19 protein-coding genes, 1 pseudogene and 1 CRISPR repeat array are annotated in these 17,667 nt (G+C 36.8%); of the genes and pseudogenes, 10 read left to right on the top strand and 10 right to left on the bottom strand.

Annotated elements, in window-relative coordinates:
- Positions 1-71 precede the first annotated feature (71 nt).
- The 6 genes from purM to rsmE all read right to left on the bottom strand — a co-directional run bounded on the left by purM (position 72) and on the right by rsmE (position 4,504).
- Positions 72-1,109, bottom strand: coding sequence for a phosphoribosylformylglycinamidine cyclo-ligase (gene purM / locus J3U14_RS06600; RefSeq protein ID WP_267352570.1), 1,038 nt, complete (start codon positions 1,107-1,109; stop codon positions 72-74).
- Positions 1,110-1,208: 99 nt separating this feature from the next.
- The gene (gene ruvX / locus J3U14_RS06595; protein WP_267352571.1) at positions 1,209-1,619 is read right to left on the bottom strand and encodes a Holliday junction resolvase RuvX; all 411 of its coding nucleotides are present in this window, start codon (positions 1,617-1,619) and stop codon (positions 1,209-1,211) included.
- 3 nt (positions 1,620-1,622) lie between these two features.
- Positions 1,623-2,180: a YqgE/AlgH family protein gene (locus J3U14_RS06590; RefSeq protein WP_267352572.1), complete on the bottom strand. Its 558-nt coding sequence runs from the start codon at positions 2,178-2,180 to the stop codon at positions 1,623-1,625.
- A gap of 21 nt (positions 2,181-2,201) precedes the next feature.
- Positions 2,202-2,654, bottom strand: coding sequence for a GNAT family N-acetyltransferase (locus J3U14_RS06585; protein ID WP_267352573.1), 453 nt, complete (start codon positions 2,652-2,654; stop codon positions 2,202-2,204).
- A 2-nt stretch (positions 2,655-2,656) separates the two neighbouring features.
- Positions 2,657-3,613 carry a glutathione synthase gene (gene gshB / locus J3U14_RS06580; RefSeq protein WP_267352574.1) on the bottom strand — a complete coding sequence of 319 codons (957 nt, stop codon included), beginning with the start codon at positions 3,611-3,613 and terminating at the stop codon, positions 2,657-2,659.
- Positions 3,614-3,757: 144 nt separating this feature from the next.
- Positions 3,758-4,504: a 16S rRNA (uracil(1498)-N(3))-methyltransferase gene (rsmE, locus tag J3U14_RS06575; RefSeq protein WP_267352575.1), complete on the bottom strand. Its 747-nt coding sequence runs from the start codon at positions 4,502-4,504 to the stop codon at positions 3,758-3,760.
- Between the two features lie 91 nt (positions 4,505-4,595).
- Here rsmE and folB point away from each other — a divergent pair, with 91 nt between their 5' ends.
- The 4 genes from folB to J3U14_RS06555 are packed head-to-tail and all read left to right on the top strand — an operon-like array spanning position 4,596 to position 6,672.
- The gene (gene folB / locus J3U14_RS06570) at positions 4,596-4,964 is read left to right on the top strand and encodes a dihydroneopterin aldolase (protein ID WP_267352576.1); all 369 of its coding nucleotides are present in this window, start codon (positions 4,596-4,598) and stop codon (positions 4,962-4,964) included.
- A gap of 14 nt (positions 4,965-4,978) precedes the next feature.
- On the top strand, positions 4,979-5,977 hold the full coding sequence (locus tag J3U14_RS06565; RefSeq protein WP_267352577.1) for an MBL fold metallo-hydrolase: 999 nt from the start codon (positions 4,979-4,981) through the stop codon (positions 5,975-5,977).
- A gap of 57 nt (positions 5,978-6,034) precedes the next feature.
- Positions 6,035-6,241 (top strand): hypothetical protein, encoded by a 207-nt coding sequence (locus tag J3U14_RS06560; protein ID WP_267352578.1) that lies wholly within the window; start codon positions 6,035-6,037, stop codon positions 6,239-6,241.
- Positions 6,242-6,243: 2 nt separating this feature from the next.
- A complete protein-coding gene (locus J3U14_RS06555; protein ID WP_267352579.1) occupies positions 6,244-6,672 on the top strand; it encodes an EamA family transporter in 429 nt (142 codons plus the stop codon).
- On the opposite strand, the gene moeA is transcribed toward J3U14_RS06555, so the two are convergent.
- The 3 genes from moeA to rsmI all read right to left on the bottom strand — a co-directional run bounded on the left by moeA (position 6,664) and on the right by rsmI (position 10,202).
- Positions 6,664-7,890: a molybdopterin molybdotransferase MoeA gene (gene moeA, locus J3U14_RS06550; protein WP_267352580.1), complete on the bottom strand. Its 1,227-nt coding sequence runs from the start codon at positions 7,888-7,890 to the stop codon at positions 6,664-6,666. The genes J3U14_RS06555 and moeA overlap by 9 nt on opposite strands.
- Before the next feature lie 201 nt (positions 7,891-8,091).
- Positions 8,092-9,183, bottom strand: coding sequence for a redox-regulated ATPase YchF (gene ychF / locus J3U14_RS06545; protein WP_065559414.1), 1,092 nt, complete (start codon positions 9,181-9,183; stop codon positions 8,092-8,094).
- Positions 9,184-9,377: 194 nt separating this feature from the next.
- The gene (gene rsmI / locus J3U14_RS06540; RefSeq protein ID WP_267352581.1) at positions 9,378-10,202 is read right to left on the bottom strand and encodes a 16S rRNA (cytidine(1402)-2'-O)-methyltransferase; all 825 of its coding nucleotides are present in this window, start codon (positions 10,200-10,202) and stop codon (positions 9,378-9,380) included.
- A gap of 397 nt (positions 10,203-10,599) precedes the next feature.
- On the opposite strand from rsmI, the gene J3U14_RS06535 reads away from it, so the two are divergent.
- The 6 genes from J3U14_RS06535 to J3U14_RS06510 all read left to right on the top strand — a co-directional run bounded on the left by J3U14_RS06535 (position 10,600) and on the right by J3U14_RS06510 (position 16,053).
- The gene (locus tag J3U14_RS06535; protein WP_416380175.1) at positions 10,600-11,631 is read left to right on the top strand and encodes a peptidoglycan DD-metalloendopeptidase family protein; all 1,032 of its coding nucleotides are present in this window, start codon (positions 10,600-10,602) and stop codon (positions 11,629-11,631) included.
- A 117-nt stretch (positions 11,632-11,748) separates the two neighbouring features.
- The gene (gpmA, locus tag J3U14_RS06530) at positions 11,749-12,501 is read left to right on the top strand and encodes a 2,3-diphosphoglycerate-dependent phosphoglycerate mutase (protein WP_065559417.1); all 753 of its coding nucleotides are present in this window, start codon (positions 11,749-11,751) and stop codon (positions 12,499-12,501) included.
- Between the two features lie 101 nt (positions 12,502-12,602).
- Positions 12,603-13,181, top strand: a complete 579-nt coding sequence (locus J3U14_RS06525; protein WP_065559418.1) for a thymidine kinase — start codon at positions 12,603-12,605, stop codon at positions 13,179-13,181.
- A gap of 178 nt (positions 13,182-13,359) precedes the next feature.
- The gene (locus J3U14_RS06520; RefSeq protein ID WP_267352583.1) at positions 13,360-14,568 is read left to right on the top strand and encodes an aldose 1-epimerase family protein; all 1,209 of its coding nucleotides are present in this window, start codon (positions 13,360-13,362) and stop codon (positions 14,566-14,568) included.
- 434 nt (positions 14,569-15,002) lie between these two features.
- Positions 15,003-15,596, top strand: a complete 594-nt coding sequence (locus tag J3U14_RS06515) for a UbiX family flavin prenyltransferase (protein ID WP_267352584.1) — start codon at positions 15,003-15,005, stop codon at positions 15,594-15,596.
- A gap of 67 nt (positions 15,597-15,663) precedes the next feature.
- On the top strand, positions 15,664-16,053 hold the full coding sequence (locus tag J3U14_RS06510; protein ID WP_267369601.1) for a hypothetical protein: 390 nt from the start codon (positions 15,664-15,666) through the stop codon (positions 16,051-16,053).
- Positions 16,054-16,329: 276 nt separating this feature from the next.
- Positions 16,330-17,092: a CRISPR direct-repeat array (repeat unit 29 nt; unit sequence GTGTTCCCTGTATACACAGGGATAAACCG).
- Between the two features lie 40 nt (positions 17,093-17,132).
- Here J3U14_RS06510 and J3U14_RS06505 read toward each other — a convergent pair.
- Positions 17,133-17,667 (bottom strand): annotated as a pseudogene (locus J3U14_RS06505) (hypothetical protein); the annotation flags it as partial.

Genomic DNA, 17,667 nt, shown 5'->3' with positions numbered 1-17,667 from the left:
TTTTGGCATTATTCATTGAATAGATTGTTACTATACAATTTATCTAAATTATATAGTAACAGATGTCTATTTTACTGAATAATGACTTGTTCATCCGATGTTGACTGTTTTATTTCACCCATTAACCACGCTTTTTCACCATGGTTATTGAGTAACGTTAAGGCGTCATTAACACAATGTTGGGGTAAGACAATAATTAAACCTACACCGCAGTTAAAAGTCCGGTACATTTCGTGCCGACTGACATGACCTGCTTTTTGTAGCCAATTAAATAGTGGTGGCCATTGCCAACTGCTTTCGTTAATGATTGCTTGCATATTGTCGGGTAGCACTCGTGGAATGTTTTCCCAGAATCCACCGCCTGTAATGTGCGCTATGGCATGTACATTGACATGTTCAATTAAATCAAGAATCGATTTGACGTAGATTTTGGTCGGTGCAAGCAGGTGATCAGCAAGAGGCATACCATTTAATTGTTCAGTTGCCGGATTTACCCCACTGACTTCAATAATTTTTCGAATTAATGAGTAGCCATTAGAGTGCGCCCCACTGGATGCTAACGCAATGATGGCATCACCGTCTTGTACTTGACTGCCGTCAATCATTTTTGATTTTTCAACGACACCCACACAGAATCCAGCTAGATCGTAATCATTATCCTGATACATGCCTGGCATTTCGGCCGTTTCGCCACCGACTAGTGCACAACCAGCTTGTTTACAACCTTGTGCTATTCCTGTCACTACCGTTGCTGCAATGTCAACATTGAGTTTTCCTGTTGCATAATAATCAAGAAAGAATAGGGGTTCAGCACCTTGAACAATAAGATCATTTACACACATGGCGACTAAATCAATGCCGATAGAGTCATGGCGTTGTAAGTCCATTGCTAACCGTAATTTAGTCCCGACACCATCTGTACCCGACACTAGAATCGGTTCGTGATATTTTTGTGGGATTGCGCATAGTGCGCCAAATCCACCTAATCCGCCCATGACTTCAGGACGTTTGGTTTCTTTGACAACTGATTTAATACGATTAACCAGTGCATTACCGGCATCGATATCGACACCGGCATCTTTATAGCTAAGAGGCGTTTTATTTGACACGAGAAGCAGTCCTTAAATAAAAAAACTGCTGATTATTTTAGCAAGTATGTAAATGATTAGCGATGAATTATTTGTAAAATAAATAAAAGGTTAAAATAGTTAATGGTTTTCAAACCAACTTTCTAAAATAATAATTGCCGAAGTAGCATCAATATGACCTTTTTCAAGTGCACGGTAACCACGTGACGCAAAGATGTGCGATTTAGCTTCGACCGTCGATAATCGTTCATCCTGTAAATGGACTTGATAACCAAACATGCCATGTAAACGGTTAGCAAATTTTCGTGCTCTGGCTGTCAGTGGTTGTTCGCTACCGTCCATGTTAAGGGGTAACCCAACCACTAAGTAATCAGGTTTCCACTCTTTAAGTACCTTTTCAATAGTTTGCCAATTAGGAATGCCGTCTCGTGCTTTGAACGAACAAAGTGGATTGGCTGTTTTGGTGATGTCTTGCCCAATCGCCGCTCCAATACTTGAGGTTCCAAAATCAAATGCAATAATGGTTGCCATTGTTTATGCATTTCCCATTTGATGTGATATGCGATTGATATCAATCCCTAGCGATTCGGCGGCTTTTTGCCAGCGTTCTTCAATGGCAACATTAAAAATAATATTGGGATCGGCTTCTGCCACTAACCAATCGTTGCGGGCAACTTCTGATTCAAGTTGCAGTGATTGCCAACTTGAATAACCCAATGCAAGAAAAAGATCTTTCGGTTGTTCAGGTGTCCCAATCGATTTTAATGCATCAAGTGATGTGGTTATCATCACGTCATCAGATATTTGAATGCTCGATGAAAAGCCCGATTGTGGGGTATGTAAAATAAATCCTTGTTCATCCGCTAAAGGGCCACCACAAAATACAGGGTATTCTAGTTCAGCACAGTTTTTTGGTGCCATAATTTCAAGACGAGTCAATACGGTGGCAACATTGAGTTCAACAAGAGGTTTGTTAATGATGATACCCATTGCTCCATCTCGATTATGTTCACAAATATATACCACCGATCGGCTAAACAAGGTTTCGGATACGTTTGGCATTGCAATGATAAAATAATTTTTTAGATTCATATGCTCACATTTTAGTTTTATTTAAATTGCACACTTGCCGATTTTTACGTTGTGTTCAACTAAGCAACGCATCAATAATTCGGGTTCATTGGTTTCTTCATTGATGGATTCAGAAACAATTTCAAAATTTTGTGAAAGATAAAAATTAATAGCTGTACTATTTTGTTTGTAGACATGAACAAGTAATTCGTTGTAACGCTGTTTCGCTTTATTAACCAGTGCTTTTCCTGTCCCTTGTCGGCGGAATTCTTCGTCAACAAATAAACCAGAAATATAGTTTTCGGTTAAGCCAATAAATCCTTTTACGCCATTAAGATCTTGCACGTAAATGGTTGACATTGGAATGAGCATTTTAACAAATTCATAATTTTGTTTGAAAAATTCAGGATCAATAAAATTATGGGCTTGTATATTTCCTTCAAGCCATAGTTGCATAATTTTATCGAGATCCGTTTTTTTATATTCTCTAATCATGTTTAGCTCTTTTTATTTAATCGTTTTTCAATGGCATCCATTAACATGCCTGTAATAGATATGTCTGGGTTTGCCGCTTCAATTTCACGTACACAAGTCGGGCTGGTGACGTTTATTTCAGTTAATTTATCACCAATAATATCTAAACCAACAAACAATAGTCCTTTTTCTTTTAAGGTTGGTGCTACGCTTTTAGCTATTTGCCAATCACTGTCACTGAGTGGTCTTACTTCGCCATATCCCCCAGCTGCCAGATTTCCACGAGTTTCCCCTTTTTGAGGGATTCTAGCAAGACAATAAGGCACTGGTTGACCGTCAACAACCAAAACACGTTTGTCGCCGTCTTTAATTGCAGGAATAAATGCTTGAGCCATGCAATATCGGGTATTCATTTCGGTTAGGGTTTCGATAATAACGGATATATTGGGATCATCTTGTTTTATTCTAAAAATTGACGATCCGCCCATGCCGTCAAGTGGTTTTAAGATGATATCTTGGTGTTCTTGATGAAATGCTCGTATTAATTGAGTTTGACGAGTCACAAGGGTTTCTGGCGTAAATTGGGCAAACCATGCTGTAAATAGTTTTTCGTTACAATCACGTAAGCTTTGTGGTTTATTTACCACAAGTACACCATTTGCTTCTGCTCGTTCTAAAATATAAGTTGAATAGATAAATTCAGTATCAAAAGGGGGATCTTTACGCATTAGTATGACATCAAGATCATTTAATGGTAGTGTTTGTTCTTCATTCATATCAAACCAATGATTGAGATCGTGATGAACGGTTAACTTTCGTGTTGTTGCATAAGGTTGACCATTACGTAAAAACAGATCGTTCATTTCCATGTAAAAAAGTTGATAACCCCGTTTTTGTGCTTCAAGCAACATTGCAAAACTGGTGTCTTTTTTTATCTTGATATGACTGATTGGATCCATAACAATACCAAGCTTAATCATGGTAACTCCTTTTGTATTGTTCAATAAAATATGAATTGTGACAGATAGTGTTTTTATCACTATGTAAAAGCTTTGGCAACTATCATACTCGTAACAGATTAAGATGCAATGTAAACATGATGAATTATGATTTTTTACAGTTAATTATCCTAAATCACCAAATTGAACTTGTAGTGCTGTTAAGGCTGTAAGCGCTGCTGTTTCGGTACGTAGTACTCGTGGCCCTAGTAAAATATCGGTAAATTGATACTGATGTGTCATGTTGATTTCGTCATCAGATAATCCCCCTTCAGGCCCGATTAGTAAACTGATATCCGTTTGTCCGGTAGGAAGGTGTTTTACTCCATGTGTTGCTTTAGGGTGTAAGTTTAATCGTAAACCGCTGTTTAAGTTGGCACACCAATTTTCTAGTTTCATGACGGGATGAATCACCGGAATGATATTACGACCACATTGTTCACAAGCTGAAATCACAATTTTTTGCCACTGATTCACTTTTTTGTCTAATCGTTCTGCATCGAGTTTTACTCCACAACGTTCAGAAAGTAGGGGCGTAATACTGGTTACCCCTAATTCGACAGATTTTTGTATGGTAAACTCCATTTTTTCACCGCGTGATATGACTTGTCCAAGATGAATTTTTAAAGGGGATTCACGGTTGTCTAATAGGGTGGTCGCCGTTTTGACGGTTACCGATTTTTTATTGATTTCATGTATTGTTGCTGGTGTGATGTGATTAGTACCATCAAAAAGGATAATATTTTCACCTGTTTTCATTCGTAAAACCCGAATAAGGTGATTAAATGCATTATCATCTAATGTCATGATGCTATTTTCAATAATCGAAACAGGTTGATATATACGGGTCATAAGTGCTATGGTTAATTTCATTACAATTTAAAATAAATTATAGCGTAATTTGTTGAGATTCGGTAATCTTCTGTTTAAAGTAGATAAACTTAATCTGTTTTTAGGGTGAAATATGCGCATAAATAATCATGATCGTGTTTTGATTGAAGGTTTAACTATTTTTACAACCATTGGGGTCTATAGTTGGGAAAAAAACATTAAGCAAAAGCTTATCTTGGATTTAGAGATGGCTTGGAATAATCAACCGGCAGGCAAAAATGACGATGTTTCGCTCTGTTTAGACTATTTTTTGGTTAGTCAGTCTGTTACTTTGTTTGTTGAAAGTCAGCAATTTGAATTAATTGAAACCGTTGCTGAACAGGTTGCTGAGCATGTTATGCAAAAATTTTCAGTTGGTCATATTAAAATTAAAGTCTCTAAACCCGATGCTATTGCTAATGCTAGTAATGTCGCTGTGTTAATTGAGCGATACGCAAATTAATAAGGGTCGTTTTAATGAGTTATGAACAGAAAAATATCGTTGATCAATCCCACCATAACGGTAAAAAATTTAAAAATCAGGAGCCGTTTAAGCTTACTTTAAGTGATACTTGTCGTTGGTATTTTAATCGGAATGTTTTGCCCCCACAAGCAGGTTATCTTGGTTTTAATCATCAATGGTGTCAATCGATTGATATGACTTTAGATGATGATAGAATTTGGTGGATAGGGCATTCAACCACGTTGATTCGTCTTAACGGTAAAATGATTTTAACCGATCCTGTTTTTTCTGATCGTGCTTCACCTTTTCAGTTTTTAGGCCCTAAACGCCGTACACCACCCGCACTGAGTATTGAAGAACTTCCTAACATTGATTTTATTGTGATTTCACATAATCATTATGATCATCTTGATTATCATAGCATTCGACATTTAGTAAGTCGTTTTGCAAATGTTGTTATTTTAGTGCCATTAGGTTTAAAAAATAAACTTCATAAGTGGGGGGCTAAGACGGTTATTGAGCTGGATTGGTGGGGATCGGCGGATATAGATAATCTTACTTTTACTGCAACACCTGCCAAACATTGGAGTAAACGTGGTTTATTTGATGTGAATAAGGTATTGTGGTGTGGTTGGGTGATTCAATCAAATGTGGCTAATGCTAATCAAACAAAAACACTCTATTTTATGGGCGATACCGCTTATTCATCAGTTTTAAAGCATATTGGTGAATATTTTACACATATTGATTTGGCACTTATTCCAATTGGTGCTTATGCGCCTCGTTGGTTTATGCAGTCACAACATATCGATCCTGAGCAAGCAGTACAACTTTATGATGAGTTACATTGCCATGCTGCAATGGCAATACATTGGGGAGCGTTTGAGTTAGCCGATGAACCTTTAGATGAACCGCCAACTTTATTATCTCAATACCGTGAAGCTCGAGCCTTTCATTTGTTAAAAATAGGTGGTAGTCTATCTATTCATCAAACAGATTCTAAAATAGAATAACAGTTATTAATCTATATAGCTTAAGTAATCATTTCTACATTAACATCGGAGAAAACCATGAAAACAGTACTGATTACATTGTCTTGTGTGATACTGAGTTTAAGCTTAATTGCTTGTGGTGGTAAGAATGATCACGGTAAACAATATCGTTGGTCAAAAGCGCACGGTGTGTTAGAAGGTTGTGATGGTGTGATGAGTAATTCACAACAATGCCAAAAAAATTCAAATAACCAGCAATATATGATTCAAATAGACAGGAATTAAAAATGAGTGCTTGGCTTATTTATGCCTTGTTGTCTGCCATTTCTGCGGCTTTCGTGGCAATTTTGGGCAAAATTGGTTTACAGCATCTTGATGCAAATACGGCAACCGCAATTCGAGCTATTGTTATGGCGATATTTTTGGTTGGCGTGGTGGCAGTTCAGGGTAAATTAAACTTAATTAATACGTTTTTTAATGATAAAAAAGCATTACTGATTATTGCATTAAGTGGTATTGCCGGTGCGTTGTCATGGCTGTTTTATTTTATGGCAATCAAAGACGGTAAAGTGTCGCAAGTTGCCCCTATTGATAAGCTAAGCGTGGTGTTTGCAGTGGTATTTGCCGCGGTTTTATTTGGTGAAAAAATTTCATTTTTATCAGGCGTAGGGGTTGTGATGATTGCCGCTGGAGCCATTTTAGTGGCACTATTTTAATAAGTCATTAAACAGCGTAACGGTGACATATTCTCCTTTACTGACGTTTCCGCGTTCTTGTTCTAATATTATAAAACAGTTAGCTTTATTGAGCGATTGGGTAATATGTGAACCTTGTTGACCCGTTGATTTAACTTCTAACTCGCCTTGGTCATTTGGTTCCACTCTACCACGTTGAAAATCTATGCGCCCAACACTTTTTTTAAGATCGGTTGCTGTTTTAACTTGAAAAGTTAAATCCGCTGATAGCGTTTGTTGTCCTGCAAGCGCTGAAATTAAAGGTTGAACGAGTTGATAAAATGTCACTACTGTTGAAACAGGATTACCGGGTAAACCACAAAATAGCGCTTTGCCAATTTGTCCAAAGGCAAATGGTTTACCGGGTTTCATCGCTATCTTCCAAAAATTAATTTGTCCTAACTCTTCTAAAGCCGTTTTGGTGTAGTCAGCATCGCCTACCGATACCCCACCACTGGTAATGATTAAATCAGCTTGGGTTGAGGCTGTCATTAAAGCTTGTTTAATTTGGTTAGGATCATCAAGAATAATACCTAGGTCGATCACTTGGCAATTCAGTTTTGTTAATAGCTGTTTTAATGTGAAACCATTACTGTCATAAATAGCACCATTGTCGGTTAAAGGTTGACCAATTGGCGTTAGTTCGTTGCCGGTTGAAAAGATAGCAACGTTTAATGTTTTATACACGCAAACTTGATGAATGCCAAGCGTTGCTAATGTCGATAAAGTAGGAATTGATAAGCGTTGACCTTTGGCAACTGTGATTGCATCTTTTTTGATATCTTCACCGATTCGGCGAATATTATCCCCAGCTTTAATATCTTTAAGAAAAGTAATGTGTTGACCTTTTACTTGTGTATGTTCTTGCATAACAACCGCATCAGCATCATTAGGAACAGGCGCACCTGTCATAATTCGTAAACAACTGCCAATTGCCCAGTTAAGATCACCGATATCATCACCTGCATAAACAGTCTTAGAAACCGGTAAGGTTCTTGATTTTTCAATATCTTCTAATCTGACAGCATAACCATCCATTGCCGAATTATCAAAATGAGGGACGTTAATGGGGGATATAATGGGTACAGCGGTAATTCGGTCGAGTGCATCATTTAATGATACTGTTTCGTGTTCAAGTGATTTTACGGTGGTGCAAGCTTGCAATATTTTTTGTTTTGCTTGGTCGAAAGTCAGTAACATAGTTTTTCCTTACCTAGTTGATGCATCCATTTTATCGATAGTGTTAATGTTTATTAACATGGTTATTTGCGTTTCAATGGATCGACTCGATATGTTTTGATTATTGTTTAATGATTTAGGCTTTGGTTATCGTGTTTTTTATCGTTAAACGTTAACGCCACCTTGTGGTGACGTTAATGTATTTCATCATACGTGTTACTATTAGACATTAAATAAAAAGTTCATAATGTCGCCGTCTTGGACGATGTAGTCTTTACCTTCAGAACGCATTTTACCTGCTTCTTTTGCCCCTTGTTCACCCCCGTATTTGATAAAGTCATCAAATGCGATAGTTTGCGCTCGGATAAAGCCTTTTTCAAAATCAGTGTGGATTTTTCCAGCCGCTTGCGGTGCGGTATCACCAACGGATATTGTCCATGCCCGTACTTCTTTCACACCTGCGGTAAAATAGGTTTGTAAATTAAGTAATTTATAACCTGCACGTATGACACGATTTAACCCCGGTTCAGTTAATCCTAGGTCTTGCATAAATTCATCTCGGTCGGCATCATCTAGTTCTGAAAGTTCCGCTTCAATGGCAGCACAGACAGGAACAACAACCGCTTTTTCTGCTTCTGCAATGGCTTTAACTTTATCTAAATAAGGATTATTTTCAAAACCGTCTTCGTTGACATTAGCAATATACATGGTTGGTTTTAAGGTTAAGAAGCTAAGATACTTTATTGCGTTTAGTTCTTCTTTGCTTAAATCCAATAGTAATAATTTTTTACCTTGTTCTAAGTGGGGTAGACATTTTTCTAAAATTTCAAGTTCAAACTTGGCATCCTTGTCACCGCCTTTTGCTCGTTTTTGTAGTCGAGTCATAGCACGTTCACAAGCTTCAAGGTCTGCTAACGCTAGCTCGGTGTTAATAATTTCAATATCTTCGGCAGGGTCAATTTTACCTGCTACGTGAATGATGTTTTCATTTTCAAAGCATCGTACGACATGACCAATTGCTTCGGTTTCACGGATATTGGCTAAAAACTGGTTTCCAAGCCCTTCACCTTTTGATGCACCTTTCACTAATCCAGCAATATCCACAAATTCCATTGTGGTTGGTAAAGTGCGTTGTGGTTTGACAATTTCAGCAAGCTGATCGAGACGAGGATCGGGCATTGGCACTACACCAGTGTTTGGCTCGATTGTACAAAACGGAAAGTTAGCCGCCTCAATGCCTGCTTTAGTTAGTGCGTTAAAAAGTGTTGACTTACCAACATTTGGTAGTCCGACGATCCCACATTTGAATCCCATACTGTTTGTTACCTTTTATCATTAAATTACTTAAAAATAGTGGCTAATTATATACTAAATCGCACTATTTGTGCCAATGTTCTTATCGATGTTTTACTGTCTAATCTTATTCGAGGTTAACGCTTTCTTACTATTTAGCTAGTAAGTTTGTTTTAGCTCAATAGCTATTAAATGTTAGTTGGTTGATGCTTTCATTATTCCAAACTCAATCCAATTTGATAAAGTTGGTTCTTTTTAAGTCCGTATATTTCGGCGGTGATTGCAGCCGCTTTTTTTAATGGAAGCTCGTTGGTTAATAACTTTAATGTGTGAATGACATTGGGATCGATATCCGTGTCAGTTTTAGTATGACCTTCAACAATTAAAACAAACTCCCCTTTTTGACGGGCAATATCTTCATTTAGCCAATTAATTAATTGAGTCATCGGATAGCTGACAATCGTTTCCCATGTTTTTGTTAGCTCTTTGGCTAATACGATTTGTTTGTCTGTGCCAAATGCAGTTTGCATATCATACAAGGTATCAAGTAAACGATGTGTTGATTCATAAAATATCATTGTTCGTGTTTCATTCACCAGTGTCATTAAGTAGTCCAGACGAGCTTTACTTTTAGCGGGTAAAAAACCTTCATAACTGAATTTATCTGACGGTAGTCCTGCAACCGATAAGGCTGCAATCGCTGCGCAAGCACCAGGAATAGGAACAACGTTAATCTCATTTTCACGGCAAGCTTTCACTAAATGATAGCCTGGATCATTTATTAAGGGGGTTCCTGCATCAGAAATTAATGCTATCGATACGCCAGACTTGAGCTTTTCGATTAATAGCTGAGATTTTTCTTGCTCGTTGTGATCGTGCAGTGCAAAAAGTTTGGCTTTGATTCCCAAATGTTGCAACAATAATCCACTGTGGCGAGTGTCTTCGGCAGCAACTATATCAACCTTTTTGAGGATCTCAATTGCGCGAAGCGTGATATCATTTAAGTTTCCAATTGGGGTGGCTACAATATATAAAGTCATTAGATTTGGTCACATTTTAATTTTGAAAAAAATACCACAAATATACTATACGAAAACCTATTTTATTGTATATACTCATTGCGTTCAAAACAATTTCAGTTTTTATCATTTTATACCCATTGTAAAAATGCATTTTGAATATTTAATCTTAGTTGATAAGCAAGTTTGCTTGTTGATTCACTAATGGTATAGTGGTGTTAAATTTCTTGTCAGAAAGGGCATCCATTTTTATACAGCTTATTGGATTTATGGCGTGAGTTTGTCTTTAATTAAGTACTCCTCATCATTCTTCGACCATGATCAAATTAGCATGAATATTTTAAAGATAATAGCTTTTTACGGTAAAAACGTTAAAATGTATAATCATGGGCAATTTCTACCAAAATAAGATTAACGAATGAAAGGTATTAAAGTGAAAAAAATTCTCACATTAAGTAGTTTAAGTTTGCTGATTGCTGCGTGTACTCAAACAAACCCTGCTACAATTGTAGATATTTCAGATTCTTCCGGGAGTTCAAATCCGTCTGTTTATAGCAGACCACCGACAAATATTTCGACGGGTAACCGAATATCGAACTCTACTTATCCTAAATCGTCATCAAGCTCAAGTTCAACTGTGCAATCTTCCAGCTCGTCTGGTCAAAGCGTTGCAACAACGAATGAACGTATTGTGTATAATCGTAATTATGATGATATTCCTAAAGGTGGCTATAAGGGGGATACTTATACTGTTAAACGTGGAGATACCTTATTTTATATTGCTTGGGTAACGGGTAATGATTATCGATCATTAGCCGCAAAAAATAATATTAAAGAACCTTTCGCCGTTAATGTAGGTCAAGTTTTGGATGTCAGTTTTGGAACAACGGTTGTTGAAACTAAAAATAATGTTACCCAAAAAGTTGTGACGATCAAAGATAATTCAAATGGTACTTCATCAAGCCGTTCATCTGATCAAGGCAGCACCATTCAATCTGTTCAAAGTAATACTATTACATCTGTTCCAAGTAGTTCTAATTCATCGGATCAAAGTCGTTCCAATTTAGGAGGCGCAACAGCCATGGTTGCTAATATTTCTTGGCAATGGCCAGCTAATGGTAAGATTATTGAAAAGTTTTCTAACGCAAGTAAAGGGATTGATATTTCAGGATCGTTAGGTGATAAAGTTGTCGCTGCGGCTGATGGTCGAGTGGTTTATTCTGGTAATGCGTTACCGGGATACGGTAATTTAATTATTGTTAAACATAATGATGATTATTTAACAGCTTATGCGCATAATCAGTCAATCTTAGTTAAGGAACAACAAACAGTTCGAGCCGGTGAGCAAATTGCAACAATGGGCTCAACAGGAACTTCATCAGTTAGACTACATTTTGAGATTCGTTATAAAGCGCAATCCGTTGATCCTGCAAAATATTTACCAAAATAATGTGTATAGTTTAAAAACGTTTATTGAAATACAACAGGAATACATGATTAAAATCATGTATTCCTGTTGATAACAAGATACATCAAATTTATTTTACGTAACAAAGGAGTTATATTCATGGCAGTAAAAAAATTAGTTCTTATTCGACATGGAGAAAGTGTTTGGAATCAAGAAAACCGTTTTTGTGGTTGGACTGATGTTGATTTATCTGATAAAGGTAATAAAGAAGCAGCAGAAGCAGGTCAATTACTTAAAAAAGAAGGTTTCGAATTTGATTATGCGTATACCTCAGTGTTAAAACGTGCTATTCATACATTATGGCATGTTTTAGATGAAGTGGATCAAGCATGGTTGCCTGTTGAAAAAAGTTGGAAATTAAATGAGCGTCACTATGGTGCACTTCAAGGTTTAAATAAAGCGGAAACTGCTGCAAAATATGGTGATGAGCAAGTAAAATTGTGGCGTCGTGGTTTTGCTATTACCCCACCTGCATTAGAAAAATCAGATGAGCGTTTTCCGGGACATGATTCACGTTACAGCAAATTGCCTGAATCAGAATTACCATTAACTGAAAGCTTAGCATTAACAATCAAACGTGTTCTGCCTTACTGGGAATCAACGATTGCACCACGTGTAGCAAGAGGCGAGCGTGTTATTATTGCTGCTCATGGTAACTCTTTACGTGCTTTAGTTAAACATTTAGATAATATCAGTGATGATGATATTATCGATCTTAACATCCCAACGGGTGTGCCTTTAGTATATGAATTTGATGATAATATGAAAGTGATCAAACATTACTATTTAGGTAATGCTGATGAAATTGCCGCCAAACAAGCAGCTGTTGCAAATCAAGGCAAAGCAAAATAGTTTTTATTTCATTATAATGATAAAAGGTAGGTTTGATAACTTACCTTTTTTATTTTCTAAATTATTCTGTATCTTTATTAATTTTATTTTGAGGCCTTATTTTGTCAAAAATTTATTATATTTATGCCGTCATGAATGCGGGTAAATCAACTGAATTATTACAAATCGACCATAATTATTTAAGTAATAATATGCAAACATTGCTACTTAAATCGTCTGTCGATACGCGTGATTCTGCCGTAGAAATTGTATCACGTTTAGGATTACGCAAAAAAGCGTTACAGCTTGATGATAATAGTGTTGATGAGATAATTGAATTAATTAAACAAAATGATTATGCCTGTATACTGATCGACGAAAGTCAGTTTTTATCCCGAAATACAATCTGGAAATTATCTGATGTTTGTGATGAGTATGGAGTACCAATGATGTTTTTTGGATTAAAAACAGATTATATGGGACATCTTTTTGAAGGCTCAAAAACATTACTTGAAATCGCAGATAATTTTAGAGAGCTTAAAACCGTTTGTTGGTGTGGAAAAAAAGCAACGATGAATTTGCTAGAAGGTAAAGATGGTAAGATTGTTAAGTTTGGTAACTCTATACATTTAGGTGATAGCGAGTTTCATTCTGTTTGCCGTAAACATTGGAAAGCAGGGCAGGTTAGACCCAATCGTTAATTGTGGTTAAATAAAATCATTTCATTATAACTCATAAGATTATTGATATTTTTTCTGTTTAAAAAGTGTGAATAATCTCTCATTTTTGATATTTTCTTTTTGTTGATTTATCTCGTTTTATGCCATATTGACTGAAGCGATTCAGTTTAGTTGTTTTAATAAATTATGAGGAATTAACATGAAAGTTAAAATCATTTCACTTGCAGTATTAGCATGTTTTACAACCATGACGGCTAATGCTAAAGAATTTGTGCTAATTGATACCGAGAAAGATGTAGCAAAAGGAAATTGGTCTATCTCCAATAAAGATTTAGGGATAAACGCCGAAAAATTTTTTATTGCAAATACTGTCCTTAAAGGTGGAAAACAAGAAGGAAGCGAGTTATTAACAATCAACAGTAATGATTTTACCATAAAATTAAGTCCGACTCGTGGACTGGGAATTATTTCAGTTGTTGGTGACGGTATTCGAATGGGGTGGGATTCACCAGTTGACGAAATTGTTCACCCGAAATTTATAAATCTTGAAAGCCGTGCAGGGCTGGGTTGGTTAGATGGTTTTAACGAAATGATGGTGCGTTGTGGTTTTGAATGGACAGGTCATGCAGTGCAAGCAGACGGAATGATGTATACATTGCATGGGCGAGCTCAAAACACTCCGGTTTCAAAATTAGTCGTCGAAGTTTTAGATAAAGCACCTTACACAATCACGGTTAAAGGTTTAATAAAAGAAAACACATTCAAAAAGAGCAATCTTGAAACGTGGGCATCAATAAGTTACGTACCAGGTAGTAAAGAGTTTACGGTACATGATGTTGTGACCAATAAAGGTGATTACACGAAAGATTTCCAAATCATTTATCATAGCAATTACGGTACGCCAATTTTGGAAGAGGGTGCTCAATTTGTTGCACCAGTCCGAGAAATCTCGCCATTTAACGATTATGCTAAAGATGGGTTAAAAACATGGCAAACTTATCTAGGGCCAACCAAAGGTTTTGACGAAATGGTATTTAACGTTTATCCGTATGCCGATGCTAATGGTAAAACGCAAGTTATGTTAACGAATAAAGCAGGGGATAAAGGCACGGGTATTGCTTTTAATACCAAAGAACTTCCTGTTCTTTCTTTGTGGAAAAATACCGATACACTTAAGCAAGGTTATGTTACTGGTTTAGAACCGGGAACCAGTTTTGCCTATCCTGTGACTATTGAACGTGAACAAAAACGGGTACGCCAGTTAGAGCCGGGACAAAGTACCGAATTTACCTTAACTTATAGTCTGTTATCCGGTAAAGATGCTGTCGCCAAATATGCTCAACAAATCCAAGCAATTCAAGGTAATCAAGAAACCAAAGTGGTTGAACAGCCAATGGCTAAGGAATAACTGAAACTATACTACGCCTAAGCCTATTAAATTAGGCGTAGTTAGCGCATTTTATCTTAATTCATCACATTTCATCCTGTAATGTTGTATTTGTGTCGCTGATATCCAAATCCTTAAACTTAATGTAATATCGTTTTATTAAAAAGATTAATTTTATTAAATAAATTTATTCTTTTTTGTTCTCAATTTTTATATAAGCTTTCCCTTACTTGAAAGCTAAATTCGATATAGGTATGATGTGTTGTGATAAATCTATCATAATCGATCTTTTTAACTTGACAGCTTTTTTGTTCAATGAGCTATCAATGATAAGTGATAAGATTTACTCATGCATAACATCTCAGTTTATCGAATGAAAAAATTGGAGTCATCTTATTTTGAACATATCAATGTCAACCGATGTTGTTTGTATTCAAAATACTATAGGAATTAACATGACAGCAAAGCGTATCATTATAGGAATCAGTGGTGCAACGGGGTTTGCTTATGGCATAAAAGCGTTAACGCTTTTAAAACCATTGGATATTGAAACTCATTTGGTAATCTCTAAAGCTGCCCACATGACCTGTTCTTACGAAGTTCCCAATATGAGCATCAAACAGATAGAGGCGCTTGCCGACAAGGTTTATTCTATTAATAATATCGGGGCAGCTATAGCAAGTGGTTCTTATAAAACAATGGGCATGTTAGTTGCACCGTGCTCAATGCGTAGTTTGTCTGCAATTGCTAACAGTTTATCGGATAATTTGCTAACTCGGGCTGCCGATGTAGTTTTAAAAGAACGTCGCCGTTTAGTTTTAATGGTACGTGAAGCACCTTTACATTTAGGACATATTAAAAATATGGAGGCTGTCACTTTAATGGGTGGGGTGATATTTCCACCTGTGCCGGCACTGTATCAACGTATTGATAGTATTGATGATATAATAACTCATAGTGTAGCCAGAGCGTTAGACCTGTTTGATATCGATATTGCTGCATTACCTCGTTGGGGGGAAGATATGCATTTAAATAACATACTATCTTAATCGAGTTTAACTTTCATTAAATATGCAGCCCAATAAAAAAATCCTTGAATTCATTAACAAACACCATGTGTTATCACTCAGTATGATTCTGCCTGATCATCAACTTTGGGCGTGTAATGCTTTTTATGTTTTTAATGAAGATTCCATGTGTCTTTATATCCTTTCTGACGTGAAAACAATTCATGGTAATGCGATGTTAACCCATTCACACGTGGCGGGTACAATAAGCATAGCACCAAAGACCGTTGCAAAAATCCAAGGTATTCAATTTCAAGCCATCGCATCGCGATTAGCGGATCACGATGCCACCCAAGCTTACTCACACTATTATCGAAAATTTCCTTTTGCCAGAATGATTAAAGCGCCAATTTGGTCACTTAAATTACAACGAATTAAAATGACCAATAATTTAATGGGATTTGCACATAAAACCCATTGGGATAGGGCAGAGGAATAAATAATGAGTGAGTTTTTTAGTAAAATCCGCTTAGTCCAATAGAGCTAATTAACATAACGATCTGTTATGCAATGATCCAAAATAGCGTCGGTACATAAGCGAATGGCAAGTATAAATATTGCACAAATTTCTTTACTAATATTGCTTAATAAATTGATAATATTATAAATTTTGTCAAACCCCATCAGAATCTCAATCGCTTAAAAAAACAGCAAAAAAGTTGGTAGAATTTTACACCCTTCTATTTTAATTAATAAATAATAGGTTATAATTAGAGTGTTCCCTGTATACACAGGGATAAACCGTTAAACCTGTATTTGTAGGTAATTCTTTTCTTGTGTTCCCTGTATACACAGGGATAAACCAGCCAGTAAAGATCTAAATCAAATACTAAATTATGTGTTCCCTGTATACACAGGGATAAACCTGCGACTGACTAACGCTTCTTTTTCTGAGCGTTTGTGTTCCCTGTATACACAGGGATAAACCGAATTATTAAACCTAACTAAAAATGTGATGCGTGTGTTCCCTGTATACACAGGGATAAACCGAACTACGATACATTTTATGTCGACTTTTCAGGGTGTTCCCTGTATACACAGGGATAAACCGGGTCAGCCACAACTTCGGTTAGTAGATTTTTAGTGTTCCCTGTATACACAGGGATAAACCGGTAGGGCTTCTTGGGAGCATGATCCCTAAACTGTGTTCCCTGTATACACAGGGATAAACCGTCGATTAGAGCCTGATCGCATTCGACTTTATGGTGTTCCCTGTATACACAGGGATAAACCGCCAAAACGAGAGTTGCCAGATAATTTTAAACCGTGTTCCCTGTATACACAGGGATAAACCGCGTTCCCATGAGGGGGTACTCAAATCTAACATGTGTTCCCTGTATACACAGGGATAAACCGGTCCTTTGAGGGATCGAGCGCAGGCAAGGTCAGTGTTCCCTGTATACACAGGGATAAACCGAATGTACAGATTCTTAGTTCTCTTGGTTCTACGTGTTCCCTATACACATAGGGATAAACCTCGATACAGCTAATACCAGTAGGTGATCTAAACTATATTCCTTATATACTGTTCGCATGCGAACAAAATGGATTACAGGAAGCGTTTGCAGGGATTTCGTAAAATAAAGCTACTTGATCGGGCGTAGACATCAACAAAATAATGCCACCTGTACCAATCATGAACCCATTTGCATAAGTTTTTATCTCACCATTTAAAATATCTTCAGTATTGATTGTTACTTGAGTACCTTTACCTGCTTGTTGTTGAATTAATTCAGGAGGTGTAGAAGAAGGTTCAAAGTTATTAAGATAATCTCCAGCTTCACTTCCTGTATGCGTCGTCCTCGTTTCAGCAACATTATTCCAATTATCCTCATCTAATTCAACCTCTACCGCTTCAATTTTATGATGTACCTTGGTTCTGACTTCAGTGCCGGTTATTTTAATTCGGGCGTATTTTAATAAGCGTAGTGAACGGGTTAAGGGTTCGGCTAAGCCGCCTACTAACAATCCTTCTAAGCTGTTTTTTAATCGTCCTTCTGCAAAACTATCGTCTGGTTTGGCTTGTAAATATTCGGTTATTGGGTTAGCCAGT

The organism is Gilliamella sp. B3801, assembly GCF_026536645.1.
Lineage (GTDB): Bacteria > Pseudomonadota > Gammaproteobacteria > Enterobacterales > Orbaceae > Gilliamella > Gilliamella apicola_I.
The sequence above is the reverse complement of the archived record's forward strand: the minus strand, read 5'-3'. Positions and strand labels throughout refer to the sequence as shown.

Excerpts from the sequence above, each read along its gene's own strand:
- rsmE (WP_267352575.1), bottom strand. The coding sequence starts at position 4,504 with ATGAAATTAACCATAGCACTTATGACCCGTATATATCAACCTGTTTCG.
- J3U14_RS06535 (WP_416380175.1), top strand. The coding sequence starts at position 10,600 with ATGAAAGGTATTAAAGTGAAAAAAATTCTCACATTAAGTAGTTTAAGT.
- J3U14_RS06565 (WP_267352577.1), top strand. The coding sequence starts at position 4,979 with ATGAGTTATGAACAGAAAAATATCGTTGATCAATCCCACCATAACGGT.
- ruvX (WP_267352571.1), bottom strand. The coding sequence starts at position 1,619 with ATGGCAACCATTATTGCATTTGATTTTGGAACCTCAAGTATTGGAGCG.
- ychF (WP_065559414.1), bottom strand. The coding sequence starts at position 9,183 with ATGGGATTCAAATGTGGGATCGTCGGACTACCAAATGTTGGTAAGTCA.
- J3U14_RS06520 (WP_267352583.1), top strand. The coding sequence starts at position 13,360 with ATGAAAGTTAAAATCATTTCACTTGCAGTATTAGCATGTTTTACAACC.
- rsmI (WP_267352581.1), bottom strand. The coding sequence starts at position 10,202 with ATGACTTTATATATTGTAGCCACCCCAATTGGAAACTTAAATGATATC.
- moeA (WP_267352580.1), bottom strand. The coding sequence starts at position 7,890 with ATGTTACTGACTTTCGACCAAGCAAAACAAAAAATATTGCAAGCTTGC.
- J3U14_RS06585 (WP_267352573.1), bottom strand. The coding sequence starts at position 2,654 with ATGATTAGAGAATATAAAAAAACGGATCTCGATAAAATTATGCAACTA.
- gshB (WP_267352574.1), bottom strand. The coding sequence starts at position 3,613 with ATGATTAAGCTTGGTATTGTTATGGATCCAATCAGTCATATCAAGATA.
- gpmA (WP_065559417.1), top strand. The coding sequence starts at position 11,749 with ATGGCAGTAAAAAAATTAGTTCTTATTCGACATGGAGAAAGTGTTTGG.
- J3U14_RS06555 (WP_267352579.1), top strand. The coding sequence starts at position 6,244 with ATGAGTGCTTGGCTTATTTATGCCTTGTTGTCTGCCATTTCTGCGGCT.
- J3U14_RS06515 (WP_267352584.1), top strand. The coding sequence starts at position 15,003 with ATGACAGCAAAGCGTATCATTATAGGAATCAGTGGTGCAACGGGGTTT.
- folB (WP_267352576.1), top strand. The coding sequence starts at position 4,596 with ATGCGCATAAATAATCATGATCGTGTTTTGATTGAAGGTTTAACTATT.
- J3U14_RS06590 (WP_267352572.1), bottom strand. The coding sequence starts at position 2,180 with ATGAATCTAAAAAATTATTTTATCATTGCAATGCCAAACGTATCCGAA.
- J3U14_RS06560 (WP_267352578.1), top strand. The coding sequence starts at position 6,035 with ATGAAAACAGTACTGATTACATTGTCTTGTGTGATACTGAGTTTAAGC.